The following is a 13,642-nucleotide window of genomic DNA, read 5'->3' on the forward strand; positions in this document are numbered from 1 at the left end:
CAGATTTAACAGTCTGGCGCCTTTTTTGGTTTTAGCGGTTCGAAATATCCAGCGCCTGCAGGTGATGGGGTGCGACGGCGGGGCGTTTCATCGTATTTGTGTATCTCGATGATGCTGCGCTGCCAGCCAGTCCTGTTTGCGGGGTTGGCCGTCAGGGCGATGGATGACGACTTCTTCTATATATAGAAGGGGCGGCGCAGAGCCCTGGCGTGATGGGTTGTATTTGTCACCGGGGCGAAGTGCATCCGTGCCTTCGTACCGATAAATTGCCGGCTGTTTTCGGGCGTATTTGCAGTAGGGTGACTTCTTGAGTTTGACCCACTAGAATGCATGCCCTTGATTGGGGTCGGAAATGGCCGGCTAACGTCTGTGCAACGAGGAATATCCATGCAAGTTTCTGTTGAAAATACTACTGCTATCGAGCGTCGCCTGAGCATCACCGTGCCGGCCGAGCGTATCGAGACTGCGGTCAACAAGCGTCTGCAGCAGACTGCCCAGAAGGCCAAGATCGCTGGTTTCCGTCCAGGCAAAGTGCCAATGAGCGAAATCAAGCGCCGTTTTGGTGCCGATGCGCGCCAGGAAGCTGTCGGTGACGTGATCCAGGCTTCTTTCTATGAAGCTGTTGTTGAGCACAAGCTGAACCCAGCAGGTTCGCCGTCGATTGAGCCTAAGTCCCTGGAAGCTGGCAAGGACCTGGAATACGTTGCCGTATTCGAAGTGTTCCCTGAATTTGAAGTGGCCGGTTTCGAAGGTATCGAAATCGAGCGTCTGAGCGCTGAAGTGGCTGATTCGGACCTGGACAACATGCTGGAAATCCTGCGCAAGCAGAACACCCGTTTCGAAGTGGCCGACCGTGCTGCCCAGAACGAAGACCAACTGAACATCGATTTCGTTGGCAAGGTTGACGGCGAAGTCTTCGCTGGCGGCTCCGCCAAGGGTACTCAGCTGGTGCTGGGTTCCAACCGCATGATCCCTGGTTTCGAAGATGGCCTGGTTGGCGCCAAAGCCGGCGAAGAGCGCGTTCTGAACCTGACTTTCCCTGCTGACTACCAGAACCTGGACCTGGCTGGCAAAGCCGCCGAGTTCACCGTGACCGTCAACAGTGTTTCCGAGCCTAAGCTGCCAGAGCTGAACGAAGAGTTCTTCGCTCAATTCGGCATCAAGGAAACCGGCATCGAGGGCTTCCGCACCGAAGTTCGCAAGAACATGGAGCGCGAGCTGCGTCAAGCCATCAAGTCCAAGGTCAAGAACCAGGTCATGGACGGTCTGCTGGCCGCCAACCCGATCGAAGTGCCCAAGGCCCTGCTGTCCAACGAAGTGGATCGCCTGCGCGTACAAGCTGTTCAGCAGTTTGGTGGCAACATCAAGCCTGACCAACTGCCAGCCGAGCTGTTCGAAGAACAAGCCAAGCGCCGCGTCGTGCTGGGTCTGATCGTGGCTGAAGTGGTCAAGCAGTTCGACCTCAAGCCTGACGAAGATCGCGTTCGCGAAATGATCCAGGAAATGGCTTCGGCCTACCAGGAGCCTGAGCAGGTCGTGGCTTGGTACTACAAGAACGATCAGCAACTGAACGAAGTGCGTTCGGTTGTGCTGGAAGAACAAGTTGTGGATACTGTTCTGCAGAAGGCTAAGGTGACCGATAAAGCGGTCTCTTACGAAGAAGCAGTCAAACCGGCGGAAGCAGCACAAGCCGACTGATTGCCCAACTCGTTGGAAATACAACCATAAGCCAGCCTCGCGCTGGCTTATGCGTTTTCAAGACATGACTATTTGGGAGTAACTGCAGAGCATGTTCCGTAATTCCTATATTCAGCAGAACTCTGATATCCAGGCCGCTGGCGGCCTGGTCCCGATGGTTGTCGAGCAGTCCGCTCGTGGCGAACGCGCCTACGACATCTACTCGCGCCTGCTCAAGGAGCGAGTGATCTTTCTGGTGGGCCCGGTAGAGGACTACATGGCCAACCTGATCTGTGCGCAGCTGCTGTTCCTTGAAGCGGAAAACCCGGACAAGGACATCCATCTCTACATCAACTCCCCAGGCGGCTCGGTCACTGCAGGCATGTCGATTTACGACACCATGCAGTTCATCAAGCCGAACGTGTCGACCACCTGCATTGGCCAAGCCTGCAGCATGGGCGCATTCCTGCTGACCGCCGGTGCCGAAGGCAAGCGTTTCTGCCTGCCGAACTCGCGTGTGATGATTCACCAGCCACTGGGCGGTTTCCAGGGCCAGGCGTCGGACATCGAAATCCACGCCAAGGAAATCCTGTTTATTCGCGAGCGCCTCAATACGTTGATGGCCAAGCACAGCGGGCACACCTTGGAAGAAATCGAGCGCGATACCAACCGCGACAACTTCATGAGTGCCGAAGCTGCGAAAGCATACGGGTTGATCGACGACGTGATCAGCCAGCGCCCCGCTTAATATAAGCTGCTCAAAATAGGGCTGGTCGGCATGTCCGACCACTGGCGGGCTTGAAAAAGCCCGCATAAGCCTTCATCTTGTGTTGCAAGCCTATCGGATTTGGATCGAACGAATGACTGACACCCGCAACGGCGAGGACAACGGCAAGCTGCTCTATTGCTCCTTCTGTGGCAAAAGCCAGCATGAAGTGCGCAAATTGATTGCCGGCCCCTCGGTCTTTATCTGCGACGAGTGCGTCGACCTGTGCAATGACATCATCCGTGAGGAGGTGCAGGAAGCCCAGGCCGAAAGCAGCGCGCATAAATTGCCTTCGCCCAAAGAAATCAGCGGCATCCTTGACCAGTACGTGATTGGTCAAGAGCGTGCAAAGAAGGTTCTGGCCGTAGCGGTGTACAACCACTACAAGCGCTTGAACCAGCGTGACAAGAAAGGCGACGAAGTTGAACTCGGCAAGAGCAACATCTTGCTGATCGGTCCTACAGGCTCGGGTAAGACCCTGCTTGCAGAAACCCTCGCTCGCCTGCTGAACGTTCCGTTCACCATCGCCGACGCTACCACCCTCACCGAGGCTGGCTACGTGGGTGAAGATGTCGAGAACATCATTCAGAAACTGCTCCAGAAGTGCGACTACGACGTAGAGAAAGCCCAGATGGGTATTGTCTACATCGACGAAATCGACAAGATTTCACGCAAGTCGGACAACCCGTCGATCACCCGGGACGTTTCCGGTGAAGGCGTGCAGCAGGCCCTGTTGAAACTGATCGAAGGTACGGTCGCTTCCGTTCCGCCACAAGGTGGTCGCAAGCATCCGCAGCAGGAATTCCTTCAGGTTGATACGCGTAACATCCTGTTTATCTGTGGTGGTGCGTTCTCCGGTCTGGAAAAAGTCATCCAGCAGCGTTCGACCCGCGGCGGCATCGGCTTCAGTGCCGAAGTGCGCAGCAAGGAAGAAGGCAAGAAGGTTGGCGAGTCCCTGCGTGAAGTCGAGCCTGACGATCTGGTCAAGTTCGGTCTGATCCCGGAATTCGTGGGCCGTCTGCCGGTCCTGGCCACGTTGGACGAGCTGGATGAGGCTGCTTTGATCCAGATCCTCACCGAGCCGAAAAACGCCCTGACCAAGCAATACGCCAAGCTGTTCGAGATGGAAGGTGTAGACCTCGAGTTCCGCACCGACGCCCTCAAATCGGTGGCCAAGCGGGCACTGGAGCGCAAGACCGGTGCACGTGGCCTGCGTTCGATTCTTGAAGGCGTGCTGCTCGACACCATGTACGAAATCCCCTCGCAGTCCGAGGTGAGTAAAGTGGTGATCGACGAAAGCGTTATAGAAGGTAAGTCCAAGCCACTGTATATCTACGAAAACAGTGAGCCGGCTGCCAAGGCTGCGCCCGACGCGTAAGCGTTTCGCAGTTTCGGTATAAACAAGGGGCCTCCAGGGGCCCCTTTGTTTTTACGGCGTTTTTTACCCCAAAGCGTTTACTGCGTTTAACTGCTGGCAATAAGCTTGTTTTTTTTGCATGCAGCCCCCATCTTGGTTTCAAGCTTATTTTTCATCTGTCATAGAGGCGAAATCATGAAGACCACCATCGAATTGCCTCTCCTGCCGTTGCGTGATGTCGTCGTCTATCCGCACATGGTTATCCCGCTGTTTGTGGGGCGCGAGAAGTCTATCGAAGCCCTCGAGGCCGCGATGACGGGCGACAAGCAAATCCTGCTGTTGGCCCAGAAGAATCCTGCTGACGATGATCCAGGCGAAGACGCCCTGTATCGTGTCGGCACCATTGCTACCGTACTGCAACTGCTCAAGCTGCCTGATGGCACCGTCAAGGTGCTGGTGGAAGGTGAGCAGCGTGGTGCGGTCGAGCGCTTTATGGAGGTGGACGGCCACCTGCGCGCCGAAGTGGCGCTGATCGACGAAGTCGAGGCCCCTGAGCGCGAATCCGAAGTGTTTGTACGCAGCCTGCTTTCGCAATTCGAGCAGTATGTGCAGTTGGGCAAGAAAGTCCCGGCTGAAGTCCTGTCTTCCCTCAACAGCATCGATGAGCCAAGTCGCCTGGTCGACACCATGGCCGCGCACATGGCGCTGAAGATCGAGCAGAAGCAAGACATCCTCGAAATCATCGACCTGTCGGCGCGTGTCGAGCACGTGCTGGCGCTGCTGGATGCCGAAATCGACCTGTTGCAGGTTGAGAAGCGCATCCGTGGTCGCGTGAAGAAACAAATGGAGCGCAGCCAGCGCGAGTACTACCTGAATGAGCAGATGAAGGCCATTCAGAAAGAACTCGGCGACAGCGAGGAAGGCCACAACGAAATCGAAGAGCTGAAAAAGCGCATCGACGCCGCCGGCCTGCCGAAAGACGCCTTGACCAAAGCCACTGCTGAGTTGAACAAGCTCAAGCAGATGTCGCCGATGTCGGCCGAAGCCACCGTGGTGCGCTCCTACATCGACTGGCTGGTGCAAGTGCCGTGGAAGGCCCAGACCAAAGTGCGCCTGGACCTGGCGCGCGCTGAGGACATCCTTGACGCCGACCACTATGGCCTCGAAGAAGTCAAAGAACGCATCCTCGAGTACCTTGCCGTGCAAAAGCGCGTGAAGAAGATTCGGGGTCCGGTGTTGTGCCTGGTGGGTCCGCCTGGCGTGGGTAAAACCTCGCTGGCTGAGTCGATTGCCAACGCCACCAACCGCAAATTCGTGCGCATGGCCCTCGGTGGTGTGCGTGATGAAGCGGAAATCCGTGGTCATCGCCGCACTTACATCGGTTCGATGCCAGGAAGATTGATTCAAAAGATGACAAAGGTGGGCGTGCGCAACCCGCTGTTCCTGCTCGATGAAATCGACAAAATGGGCAGCGACATGCGTGGCGATCCGGCCTCTGCCTTGCTGGAAGTGCTCGACCCCGAGCAGAACCACAATTTCAACGACCATTACCTGGAGGTCGACTACGACCTGTCCGACGTAATGTTCCTGTGCACCTCCAACTCCATGAACATCCCGCCGGCGCTGCTGGACCGGATGGAAGTGATTCGTCTGCCGGGTTACACCGAAGACGAGAAGATCAACATCGCCGTCAAATACCTCGCGCCCAAGCAGATTTCGGCCAACGGCCTGAAGAAGGGCGAGATCGAATTTGAGGTCGAGACGATCCGCGATATCGTGCGCTACTACACCCGCGAGGCCGGTGTACGGGGCCTGGAGCGCCAGATAGCGAAGATCTGCCGTAAGGCGGTCAAAGAGCATGCACTGGAAAAACGCTTCTCGGTGAAGGTCACGGCCGATTCCCTGGAGCACTTCCTGGGCGTGAAGAAATTCCGCTATGGCCTGGCCGAGCAGCAGGATCAGGTAGGGCAGGTGACTGGCCTGGCGTGGACTCAGGTGGGCGGCGAATTGCTGACCATCGAAGCCGCGGTGATCCCTGGCAAAGGCCAACTGATCAAGACGGGTTCCCTGGGTGACGTGATGGTTGAATCCATCACTGCCGCGCAGACCGTGGTGCGCAGCCGCGCCAAGAGCCTGGGGATCCCCCTGGACTTCCATGAGAAGCACGACACCCATATCCACATGCCGGAAGGGGCGACCCCGAAAGACGGCCCTAGCGCTGGCGTAGGTATGTGTACGGCCTTGGTGTCGGCATTGACTGGCATTCCAGTGCGCGCCGATGTCGCCATGACGGGGGAAATCACCCTGCGTGGCCAGGTATTGGCCATCGGTGGTCTGAAAGAGAAATTGCTTGCTGCACACCGCGGTGGTATCAAGACGGTGATCATTCCTGAAGAGAATGTTCGCGACTTGAAGGAAATTCCAGACAATATCAAGCAAGATCTGCAGATTAAACCGGTTAAATGGATTGACGAGGTCCTGCAAATTGCGCTGCAATACGCGCCGGAGCCCTTGCCGGATGTGGCTCCGGAGATAGTTTCCAAGGACGAAAAACGTGAGTCTGATTCCAAGGAAAGAATTAGCACGCATTAATGTGTTAAAGCCTGGGGGCTTCCTTGACAGCTTTTTAGAGCCCTTGTTATAAAGCGGCTCTTAAGTGTCTGTAGGCCATTCAGCACTGGTTTTTGCTTTCACCAAAAAACTTAGAATCATACTCAATAGATATATAAGGGGACTTAGAGTGAACAAGTCGGAACTGATTGATGCTATCGCTGCATCCGCTGATATCCCGAAAGCTGCTGCTGGCCGTGCGCTGGATGCAGTAATCGAATCCGTCACTGGCGCTCTGAAGGCCGGCGACTCCGTGGTACTGGTAGGCTTCGGTACTTTCTCTGTGACTGACCGCCCAGCTCGCACTGGCCGTAACCCACAGACTGGCAAAGCACTGCAGATCGCTGCTGCCAAGAAACCAGGTTTCAAAGCCGGTAAAGCCCTGAAAGAAGCCGTTAACTAAGCTTCGATACAGCCTTTACCTACCCAGGTCGAACCCAGGTTCAACCTGGGAGCGGAGCGGCAGCAGACCCGTGTATGCATCGGGTCGCCAAGCCGGGGGGAGAACCAAAGCCCTCGTCCGCTCCGCCAGTTGCGAGAAGGCGCATCCTTGGATGCGCCTTTCTTATATCCGTACTCTACCCACGCTCCACGGTTGCCAATTTCTGAAGTTCAACCGTTTCTGGGGGACGCATGCTGCAAAATATCAGGGACAATTCACAAGGCTGGATTGCCAAGACCATTATCGGGATCATCGTCGCATTGATGGCGTTCACCGGTATCGAGGCCATTTTCCAGGCTTCGGGTAACAGTAAGCAGGACGTGGCCAAGGTCAACGGTGAAGAAATCACCCAGACCGAGCTGAGCCAGGCCGTCGACATGCAACGTCGCCAGCTGATGCAACAGCTGGGCAAGGATTTCGATGCTTCCCTGCTGGACGAAAAACTGCTGCGCGAAGCGGCCCTCAAGGGCCTGATCGATCGCAAGCTGCTGCTGCAAGGCGCCGCCGATTCCAAGTTTGGCTTCTCTGAAGCCGCGCTTGACCAAGTGATCCTGCAGACGCCGGAATTCCAGGTGGACGGCAAGTTCAGCGCCGAACGCTTTGACCAGGTGATCCGTCAACTCGGCTACAGCCGTATGCAATTCCGTCAGATGCTGACCCAGGAAATGCTGATCGGCCAGGTTCGCGCAGGTATTGCCGGCAGCGGTTTCGTCACCGATTCCGAAGTGCTGGCATTTGCGCGTCTGGAAAAACAGACCCGCGACTTCGCCACCGTCAACATCAAGGCCAACCCTGCCGCGGTGAAACTCACCGACGATGAGGTCAAGGCTTACTACGACCAGCACGCCAAAGAGTTCATGACTCCGGACCAGGTGGTCATCGATTATCTGGAACTGAAGAAGTCTTCCTTCTTCGACCAGGTCAGCGTGAAGGACGAGGAGCTGCAGGCGGCCTACCAGAAAGAAACCGCAAACCTCGCTGAACAGCGTCGTGCCGCGCACATTCTGATTGAAGTCAACGACAAGGTCACCGACGCGCAAGCCAAGGCCAAGATCGAGGAGATCCAGGCACGCCTGGCCAAGGGTGAGAAGTTCGAAGCCCTGGCCAAGGAGTTCTCCCAGGATCCGGGTTCGGCCAACAGTGGCGGCGACCTCGGCTTTGCCGGCCCAGGCGTCTACGACCCGGACTTCGAAACCGCCTTGTACGCGTTGAACAAAGACCAGGTCTCGGCACCGGTGCGCAGCACCTTCGGTTGGCATCTGATCAAGCTGTTGGGCGTTGAGGCACCGCAAGTGCCGACGTTTGCCAGCCTGAAAGACAAGCTGACCAAAGAGCTGAAAACCCAACAGGTTGAGCAGCGTTTTGTTGAAGCGACCAAGCAATTGGAAGATGCGGCATTCGAAGCCTCCGACCTGGCCCAGCCGGCGTCCGACCTGAAGCTGACCGTTCACACCTCCGCGCCGTTTGGCCGTGACGGTGGCGAAGGTGTTGCGGCCAACCGTGCCGTGGTCACTGCTGCGTTCAGCCCGGAGGTGTTGGATGAAGGTGCCAACAGCACCGCCATCGAGTTGGACCCGGAAACCATCATCGTGCTGCGTGCCAAAGAGCACCTGAAGCCTGCGCAATTGCCGCTGGAAAGCGTCAATGCGGCGATTCGCACGCAGATGGCCAAGGAGCGCGCCAGCGCGGCTGCCAAGGCTCATGCTGACGAGCTGATCGCCAGCCTGCGTGATGGCAAGACCCCGCTGAACCAGCCGGTCGACGGCCAGGCGTGGAAGGTCACTGAAGCGGCTACCCGTAGCCAGGAAGCGATCGACCCTGCCGTGCTGCAAGCTTTGTTCCGCATGCCCAAGCCTGCGGCCAAGGACAAGCCGACCTTCACCACTGTGAGCCTGGCGGATGGTAGCCTGGTGATCGTGCGCTTGAACGGCGTCAACGAAGCCGCGGCCCCAACGGACGAAGAAAAGGCGCAATACCGCCGCTTCCTCGCCTCCCGTGTCGGTCAGCAGGACTTCGCGGCGTACCGCAAGCAGTTGGAAACCAAGGCTGACATCAAGAAGTTCTGATGTCGGTTTAAACAAGAAGCCCCCGGCCTGAAAAGACCGGGGGCTTTTTTATGGGCGCTGGAGTGGGCTGCTCGCTTGTGAGGCCCCCGTCGTCCTGCTCCTTTTCAGTCTGCCTGCGGCGACTTTTAGCAGACGCTGGAAGTTCGGGCATTGGCCATGGTCAGTCGCGGGGCACTCTGCAGCGTGGCGCAATCCGAGGCTCATCGCTTTCAGGCGCTTGATGGTCGCGTCTATGCTGTCGGCCTTGTCCAGCAACAGCTGCCTGTCCACCTGCAATGGGCCCTCGAAGGGGAGCATGCTGCGGATCTCGTCCAGGGACAGGCCGCCAGCTTGCCCAAGGGCAATCAGCGCCAACTGATCGAGCACATCGGGTTTGAAGTGCCGTCGTTCGCCGGGTGCGCTGGTCGCGGCGATCAACCCGGTCTTTTCATAGAACCGCACGGTGGAAGAGGGTAGTCCGGTACGTCGGGCCACTTCTGAGATATCCATGATGCATCCCTTGACTTGAAGTTGACTTCAACTTCTATCCTGCCTGTGAACGAGAGTCTCATCAATCAGAGGGCAGGCAATGTTGTCGATGGCAGAAGGCGTCAGGTTGGTATTGGTCGGAGTGGGTGCGACCGTCGTGATGGACGTGTGGTCGCTGCTCCTGAAAACCTTGGGAGTTGCGACGCTAGACTACGCCATGGTGGGTCGATGGGCGGGCCACCTTGGTCGTGGCACGTTCGCCCATGCCAGTATCGGCAAGGCGACGCCGGTACGTGGGGAAGCCTCCTTGGGGTGGGTGATTCACTATGCCGTCGGCATCGCCTTTGCGGCGCTGCTGGTGGGCCTCTACGGCGTGCAATGGTTGCATGTGCCTACGTGGTGGCCTGCGCTGATAGTGGGCACGGTCACGGTGGTGATTCCTTACTTCGTCCTGCAGCCGGCCATGGGCGCGGGTGTGGCGGCGTCTCGCACGGCCACGCCTTGGAGAAATCGCCTGCGAAGCTTGGTGTCTCATGGCGTGTTTGGTGGCGGTTTGTACCTTTCGGCTGCGACGCTTGCGCAAACAGTGGGGTAGGTAAGGCAGCAGTACTGTGCGATGAGGACTTGTATCCAGTTGTGTTTAACAGGGATGCTGGAGGGCCACTGACGAAGGAGTGTTCAAACATGTGGACTCAAGGAAGCGACAGTTTGGCGATCCGCCGTGCCAGCGCGAAGGACGCTGTGGCCGTATTGCAGGTGTTCGACGAGGTGATTGCCTGGTTTGTCGCCATCGGCAACCATGGCCAATGGGGCACTGAGCCCTGGTCGACGTCGCCCCGGCGCGTCGTGCAGGTGACTGAAGCTTGCGCATTGCCCGGCGCTTGGGTCGTGGAAGGCCCTGACGGGCGCATTCACGCAGCATTGGTCCTGGGTGAGCCTATGCCCTATGTGCCTGCGGCAACTGAGCCGGAGGTGTACGTGCGTCTGCTGATCGCCGCACGCGATAGCGGTGTACGTGGCCTGGGCCGGCGTCTCATGGCTTTCGCCGATGAGCGCGCCCGTGCCTTGGGAGTGCAGCGTTTGCGGGTAGATTGCTACGGTGGTGGGAGCGGCGATCTGGTGCGGTTTTATGAGTCTTGTGGGTATGAGCGCCTCTCAACGTTCGACGTGGAGGGGTGGCCGGGCCAGTTATTGGGGCGCAGTCTTTAGCGCACCGGCAAAGGCCAGCAACATCAGCAGCATGACTGCCCAGGCAAATGCGCCGACGCCCCAACCCTGCAGCAACACCCCGCCTGCCACGCCGCCGCCCGCTATGCCCAGGTTCCAGAAGGTCACCAGCATCGATTGCGCGGCATCGGCCGATTTGCCCGCCGATTGGGCCAGTGCCGTTTGCAGCAATGCGGGCAACCCGCCGAACGCCAGGCCCCATAACGCCACGGCGACGTAGATGACCGCTGGCAGGTTGATCCAGAACGCCAGCGCCAAGGCAATCAGGCCAAACATCGCGCAACTGATCAGCAGCAGCACGCGCAGCCATCGATCAATCAGCACGCCAGCCAGCCATATGCTCAATAACGCCGCAAGGCCGAACACCAGCAGCACCTGGTCGATATCGACAGCCATTCCTGCTGGCGCCAGCAGCGGCGCGATGTAGGTGTAGAGAATGTTATGGGCCAGTACGTAGGTGAACGTCACCCATAGCACCGGACGAATGCCCGGCAACTTCAGCACTTGATGCAATCCCAAGCGTTTTCCTGCCGGTTCGCCTGCGAAGTCTGGGAGTTGCCAGCGCGCCCATACCAACAGCACCAGCGTCAGTCCGGTCATGATCGCAAAGCTCAGGCGCCAGCCAACGGCGGCCCCGAGGAAGGTGCCTGCGGGTACACCCAGCGACAGCGCCAGCGGTGCGCCAAGCATGGCCACTGCAATTGCCCGGCCTTGCAGGTGTGGCGCAACCATCCGGCTGGCATAACCGGCCAGCAGCGCCCACAGCAGGCCGGCAAATACACCGGCAAAAAAGCGCGCCACCAGGGTCAGCCCGTAGTGACTGGAAACGGCGGTCACGCTGTTGACCAAGGCGAAGCCGCCGATGGCCAGCAGTAGCAAGGGGCGACGTCGCCAGCCTCGGGTCAACAGCGTCAGTGGAATGGCCGCCAGCAGTGACCCCAGTGCGTACAGCGTGACCATTTGACCGACCAGTGCGGGCGATACGGCCAGTCCTTCGCCTATTTGCGGTAGGAGCCCGGCGGGCATGGCTTCGGTGAGGATAGTGATGAAGCCGGCGCTGGCCAGGGCAAGCAGACCGCCCAGCGGCAGTGTTTCGGGTCGGGCGTTTACGGGGGAATCGGTGAGGGCAGTCATCGTGCTCTGTCCATGCAAGAGGGCAAGGCGCCAGAGTAGGGGGCTGTGTCTGGCGGAAAAACAGGCTAAGGTTCCGAACTTATCGGACTTGAATGTCCGCAATCATCGAGGACCCTTTCATGGACAGCCTGGGCAGCCTTTCCGTATTCGTGCAGGTCGCGGAGACCCGCAGCTTCACCGCCGCCGGGCGGGTGCTGGGCGTATCGTCTTCGGCCATCGGCAAAAGCATCGCGCGGATGGAAGAGCGCCTGGGTGTGCGGTTGTTTCACCGCAGCACCCGCAGCATCACCTTGACCAGCGAAGGCGCGCTGTTCCTTGAGCGCTCGCGACGCATCCTGGCCGAGGTCGAAGCCGCCGAGCGAGAGTTGAGCGAAGCCAGCGCCACCCCTCGGGGCAAGTTGCGTATCAGCCTGCCGCAAGTGCGTGGCTTGCTGATGCCGGTGCTCAGCGATTTCATGCGCGCCTACCCGGACATCGAGCTGGATGTGGATTTTTCCGACCGCATGGTGGACGTGATCGAGGAAGGGTTCGACGCGGTGATTCGCACCGGCAAGCCAGAAGATTCGCGGCTGATGGCCCGTCATCTGGGGCATTACCAGTTGGTGCTGGTGGGCACGCCGGGCTATTTTCGCGAATATGGCACTCCGCTACAGCCGCAGCACTTGCGCGAGCATGCCTGCCTGCGCCACAAGTTCTGCGCGACCGGCAAGCTGGAACCTTGGCCATTGCGGCTTGCACCGGGTGCCGCCGAGCCCATCTTGCGTGCGCCGTTGGTAAGTACCACCATCGAGTCCCTCAACCACGTGGTGCACGAAGGCTTGGGCATTGCCTGCTTGCCGGACTACATGGTCAACCAAGCCGTGCGCGAGGGACGCCTGCAAAGGGTGCTGGATGATTATCTGGAGCACCGCGGCAGTTTCTGGATGCTCTGGCCATCCAGTCGCCACGCTTCGGCCAAACTGCGCGTGTTTATTGATCATATGTGTGCCGGGCTGTTTCCTACGGGCAGTGTCGTGTAAGGCAGTGACGTTTTACCGACAGGAATGCGCGCGCCAAGGCCGTGTTCTGTTGCACAATACCGCCCGGACCGTTTTCCTCAGGATTTTCAATGTCGACATCATTTCACTTGCGTAGCCTCGGGCTGGCGCTGGTGCTGGCGGGCGCCGCGGGCTGCTCGTCACCCAAGACCGCCATTTATGAACATGAGAATTTCGACGACTCCGGCACGTTTTCCAGGGATTACCCGGTCACGGACGTCGCAGCGTGTGAAGCCGCGCGGCGTGCCTTGCTGAGCCAGGGCTACATCATCACCAGCAGCGACCCGAAACTGGTGGTGGGCAACAAGAGCTTCCAGCAGACCGGTGAGACCCACTTGCAGATCAGCTTCAATGTGGTGTGTGCCGATGATGGCAAAGGCACCCACCATTCGACGATGTTCGCCAACGCCTTGCAGGATCGCTACGCGCTGAAGAAGGTCAACAACTCCGCGAGCCTGGGTGTGGGCGTGCTGGGCTCGGTGTCGATGCCGATCGGCTCCACCGATGACTCCATGGTGAAAGTGGCGAGCGAGACCGTGTCCGCGCCGAAGTTCTACGAGCGTTACTTTGCGCTGGTGGATGTGTTCCTGCCGCAAGAGGTGAAAAAGGCCGAGAACATTCCTGAGAAGCCCAAGGCTGAGCTTGGCGTGCCGGAGCCTAAGGCCGCACCCGTCGCCGAGCCCGTCGCCGAGAAAGTCGAGCCGCCGAAGGAAGAGCCCACTGTGTCACAGCCGGTGGCACCTCCTGTCGAGGCTGCGCCGATTGCACCGCAGGCCGAGCCTGCACCTGCGCCAACCAATCCCGAGCTGCCACCGCCGACAGAAGCCATTCCGCCGCTGCCGACGCCTGCGCAGTAAC

General features: G+C 58.7%; 12 protein-coding genes. 10 read left to right on the plus strand and 2 right to left on the minus strand.

Annotated features, from left to right (window positions below; translation table 11 throughout):
* The first annotated feature begins 387 nt into the window (after window positions 1-387).
* The 6 genes from tig (at window position 388) to WH299_RS02725 (ending at window position 8,918) form a co-directional block, all read left to right on the plus strand.
* Window positions 388-1,698 (plus strand): trigger factor, encoded by a 1,311-nt coding sequence (tig, locus tag WH299_RS02700; RefSeq protein WP_038848420.1) that lies wholly within the window; start codon window positions 388-390, stop codon window positions 1,696-1,698.
* Between the two features lie 91 nt (window positions 1,699-1,789).
* Complete coding sequence (gene clpP, locus WH299_RS02705) at window positions 1,790-2,425, plus strand: ATP-dependent Clp endopeptidase proteolytic subunit ClpP (protein ID WP_028616935.1); 636 nt, start codon at window positions 1,790-1,792, stop codon at window positions 2,423-2,425.
* 112 nt (window positions 2,426-2,537) lie between these two features.
* Window positions 2,538-3,821 (plus strand): ATP-dependent Clp protease ATP-binding subunit ClpX, encoded by a 1,284-nt coding sequence (gene clpX / locus WH299_RS02710; protein WP_010209414.1) that lies wholly within the window; start codon window positions 2,538-2,540, stop codon window positions 3,819-3,821.
* Window positions 3,822-3,995: 174 nt separating this feature from the next.
* Window positions 3,996-6,392: an endopeptidase La gene (gene lon, locus WH299_RS02715; protein WP_028616934.1), complete on the plus strand. Its 2,397-nt coding sequence runs from the start codon at window positions 3,996-3,998 to the stop codon at window positions 6,390-6,392.
* Window positions 6,393-6,540: 148 nt separating this feature from the next.
* On the plus strand, window positions 6,541-6,813 hold the full coding sequence (locus WH299_RS02720) for an HU family DNA-binding protein (protein ID WP_003174819.1): 273 nt from the start codon (window positions 6,541-6,543) through the stop codon (window positions 6,811-6,813).
* Window positions 6,814-7,043: 230 nt separating this feature from the next.
* Entirely contained in the window at window positions 7,044-8,918 is a 1,875-nt protein-coding gene (locus WH299_RS02725) for a SurA N-terminal domain-containing protein (RefSeq protein ID WP_122729205.1), read from the plus strand.
* A 48-nt stretch (window positions 8,919-8,966) separates the two neighbouring features.
* On the opposite strand, the gene WH299_RS02730 is transcribed toward WH299_RS02725, so the two are convergent.
* A complete protein-coding gene (locus WH299_RS02730) occupies window positions 8,967-9,407 on the minus strand; it encodes a helix-turn-helix domain-containing protein (protein WP_122729203.1) in 441 nt (146 codons plus the stop codon).
* A gap of 79 nt (window positions 9,408-9,486) precedes the next feature.
* Here WH299_RS02730 and WH299_RS02735 point away from each other — a divergent pair, with 79 nt between their 5' ends.
* Together WH299_RS02735 and WH299_RS02740 are read left to right on the plus strand one after the other, a co-directional pair.
* On the plus strand, window positions 9,487-9,981 hold the full coding sequence (locus WH299_RS02735; protein WP_339549539.1) for a DUF2938 domain-containing protein: 495 nt from the start codon (window positions 9,487-9,489) through the stop codon (window positions 9,979-9,981).
* An 89-nt stretch (window positions 9,982-10,070) separates the two neighbouring features.
* Window positions 10,071-10,595, plus strand: coding sequence for a GNAT family N-acetyltransferase (locus tag WH299_RS02740; RefSeq protein WP_122729199.1), 525 nt, complete (start codon window positions 10,071-10,073; stop codon window positions 10,593-10,595).
* Here WH299_RS02740 and WH299_RS02745 read toward each other — a convergent pair.
* Window positions 10,575-11,747, minus strand: coding sequence for an MFS transporter (locus tag WH299_RS02745; protein WP_339549540.1), 1,173 nt, complete (start codon window positions 11,745-11,747; stop codon window positions 10,575-10,577). The two genes, WH299_RS02740 and WH299_RS02745, sit on opposite strands and share 21 nt — an antisense overlap.
* 119 nt (window positions 11,748-11,866) lie before the next feature.
* Here WH299_RS02745 and WH299_RS02750 point away from each other — a divergent pair, with 119 nt between their 5' ends.
* Together WH299_RS02750 and WH299_RS02755 are read left to right on the plus strand one after the other, a co-directional pair.
* Window positions 11,867-12,766, plus strand: coding sequence for a LysR family transcriptional regulator (locus WH299_RS02750; RefSeq protein WP_122729195.1), 900 nt, complete (start codon window positions 11,867-11,869; stop codon window positions 12,764-12,766).
* An 89-nt stretch (window positions 12,767-12,855) separates the two neighbouring features.
* Window positions 12,856-13,641 carry a DUF2242 domain-containing protein gene (locus tag WH299_RS02755; RefSeq protein ID WP_122729193.1) on the plus strand — a complete coding sequence of 262 codons (786 nt, stop codon included), beginning with the start codon at window positions 12,856-12,858 and terminating at the stop codon, window positions 13,639-13,641.
* Window position 13,642 lies beyond the last annotated feature (1 nt).

Source organism: Pseudomonas sp. MYb541, assembly GCF_037479595.1.
Taxonomy (GTDB): domain Bacteria; phylum Pseudomonadota; class Gammaproteobacteria; order Pseudomonadales; family Pseudomonadaceae; genus Aquipseudomonas; species Aquipseudomonas canadensis.

What these genes read in the sequence shown, in the direction of transcription:
- lon (WP_028616934.1), top strand. Translation starts at nt 3,996, where the DNA reads ATGAAGACCACCATCGAATTGCCTCTCCTGCCGTTGCGTGATGTCGTC.
- clpX (WP_010209414.1), top strand. Translation starts at nt 2,538, where the DNA reads ATGACTGACACCCGCAACGGCGAGGACAACGGCAAGCTGCTCTATTGC.
- WH299_RS02750 (WP_122729195.1), top strand. Translation starts at nt 11,867, where the DNA reads ATGGACAGCCTGGGCAGCCTTTCCGTATTCGTGCAGGTCGCGGAGACC.
- WH299_RS02735 (WP_339549539.1), top strand. Translation starts at nt 9,487, where the DNA reads ATGTTGTCGATGGCAGAAGGCGTCAGGTTGGTATTGGTCGGAGTGGGT.
- WH299_RS02725 (WP_122729205.1), top strand. Translation starts at nt 7,044, where the DNA reads ATGCTGCAAAATATCAGGGACAATTCACAAGGCTGGATTGCCAAGACC.
- WH299_RS02755 (WP_122729193.1), top strand. Translation starts at nt 12,856, where the DNA reads ATGTCGACATCATTTCACTTGCGTAGCCTCGGGCTGGCGCTGGTGCTG.
- WH299_RS02745 (WP_339549540.1), bottom strand. Translation starts at nt 11,747, where the DNA reads ATGACTGCCCTCACCGATTCCCCCGTAAACGCCCGACCCGAAACACTG.
- WH299_RS02730 (WP_122729203.1), bottom strand. Translation starts at nt 9,407, where the DNA reads ATGGATATCTCAGAAGTGGCCCGACGTACCGGACTACCCTCTTCCACC.
- tig (WP_038848420.1), top strand. Translation starts at nt 388, where the DNA reads ATGCAAGTTTCTGTTGAAAATACTACTGCTATCGAGCGTCGCCTGAGC.
- WH299_RS02740 (WP_122729199.1), top strand. Translation starts at nt 10,071, where the DNA reads ATGTGGACTCAAGGAAGCGACAGTTTGGCGATCCGCCGTGCCAGCGCG.
- clpP (WP_028616935.1), top strand. Translation starts at nt 1,790, where the DNA reads ATGTTCCGTAATTCCTATATTCAGCAGAACTCTGATATCCAGGCCGCT.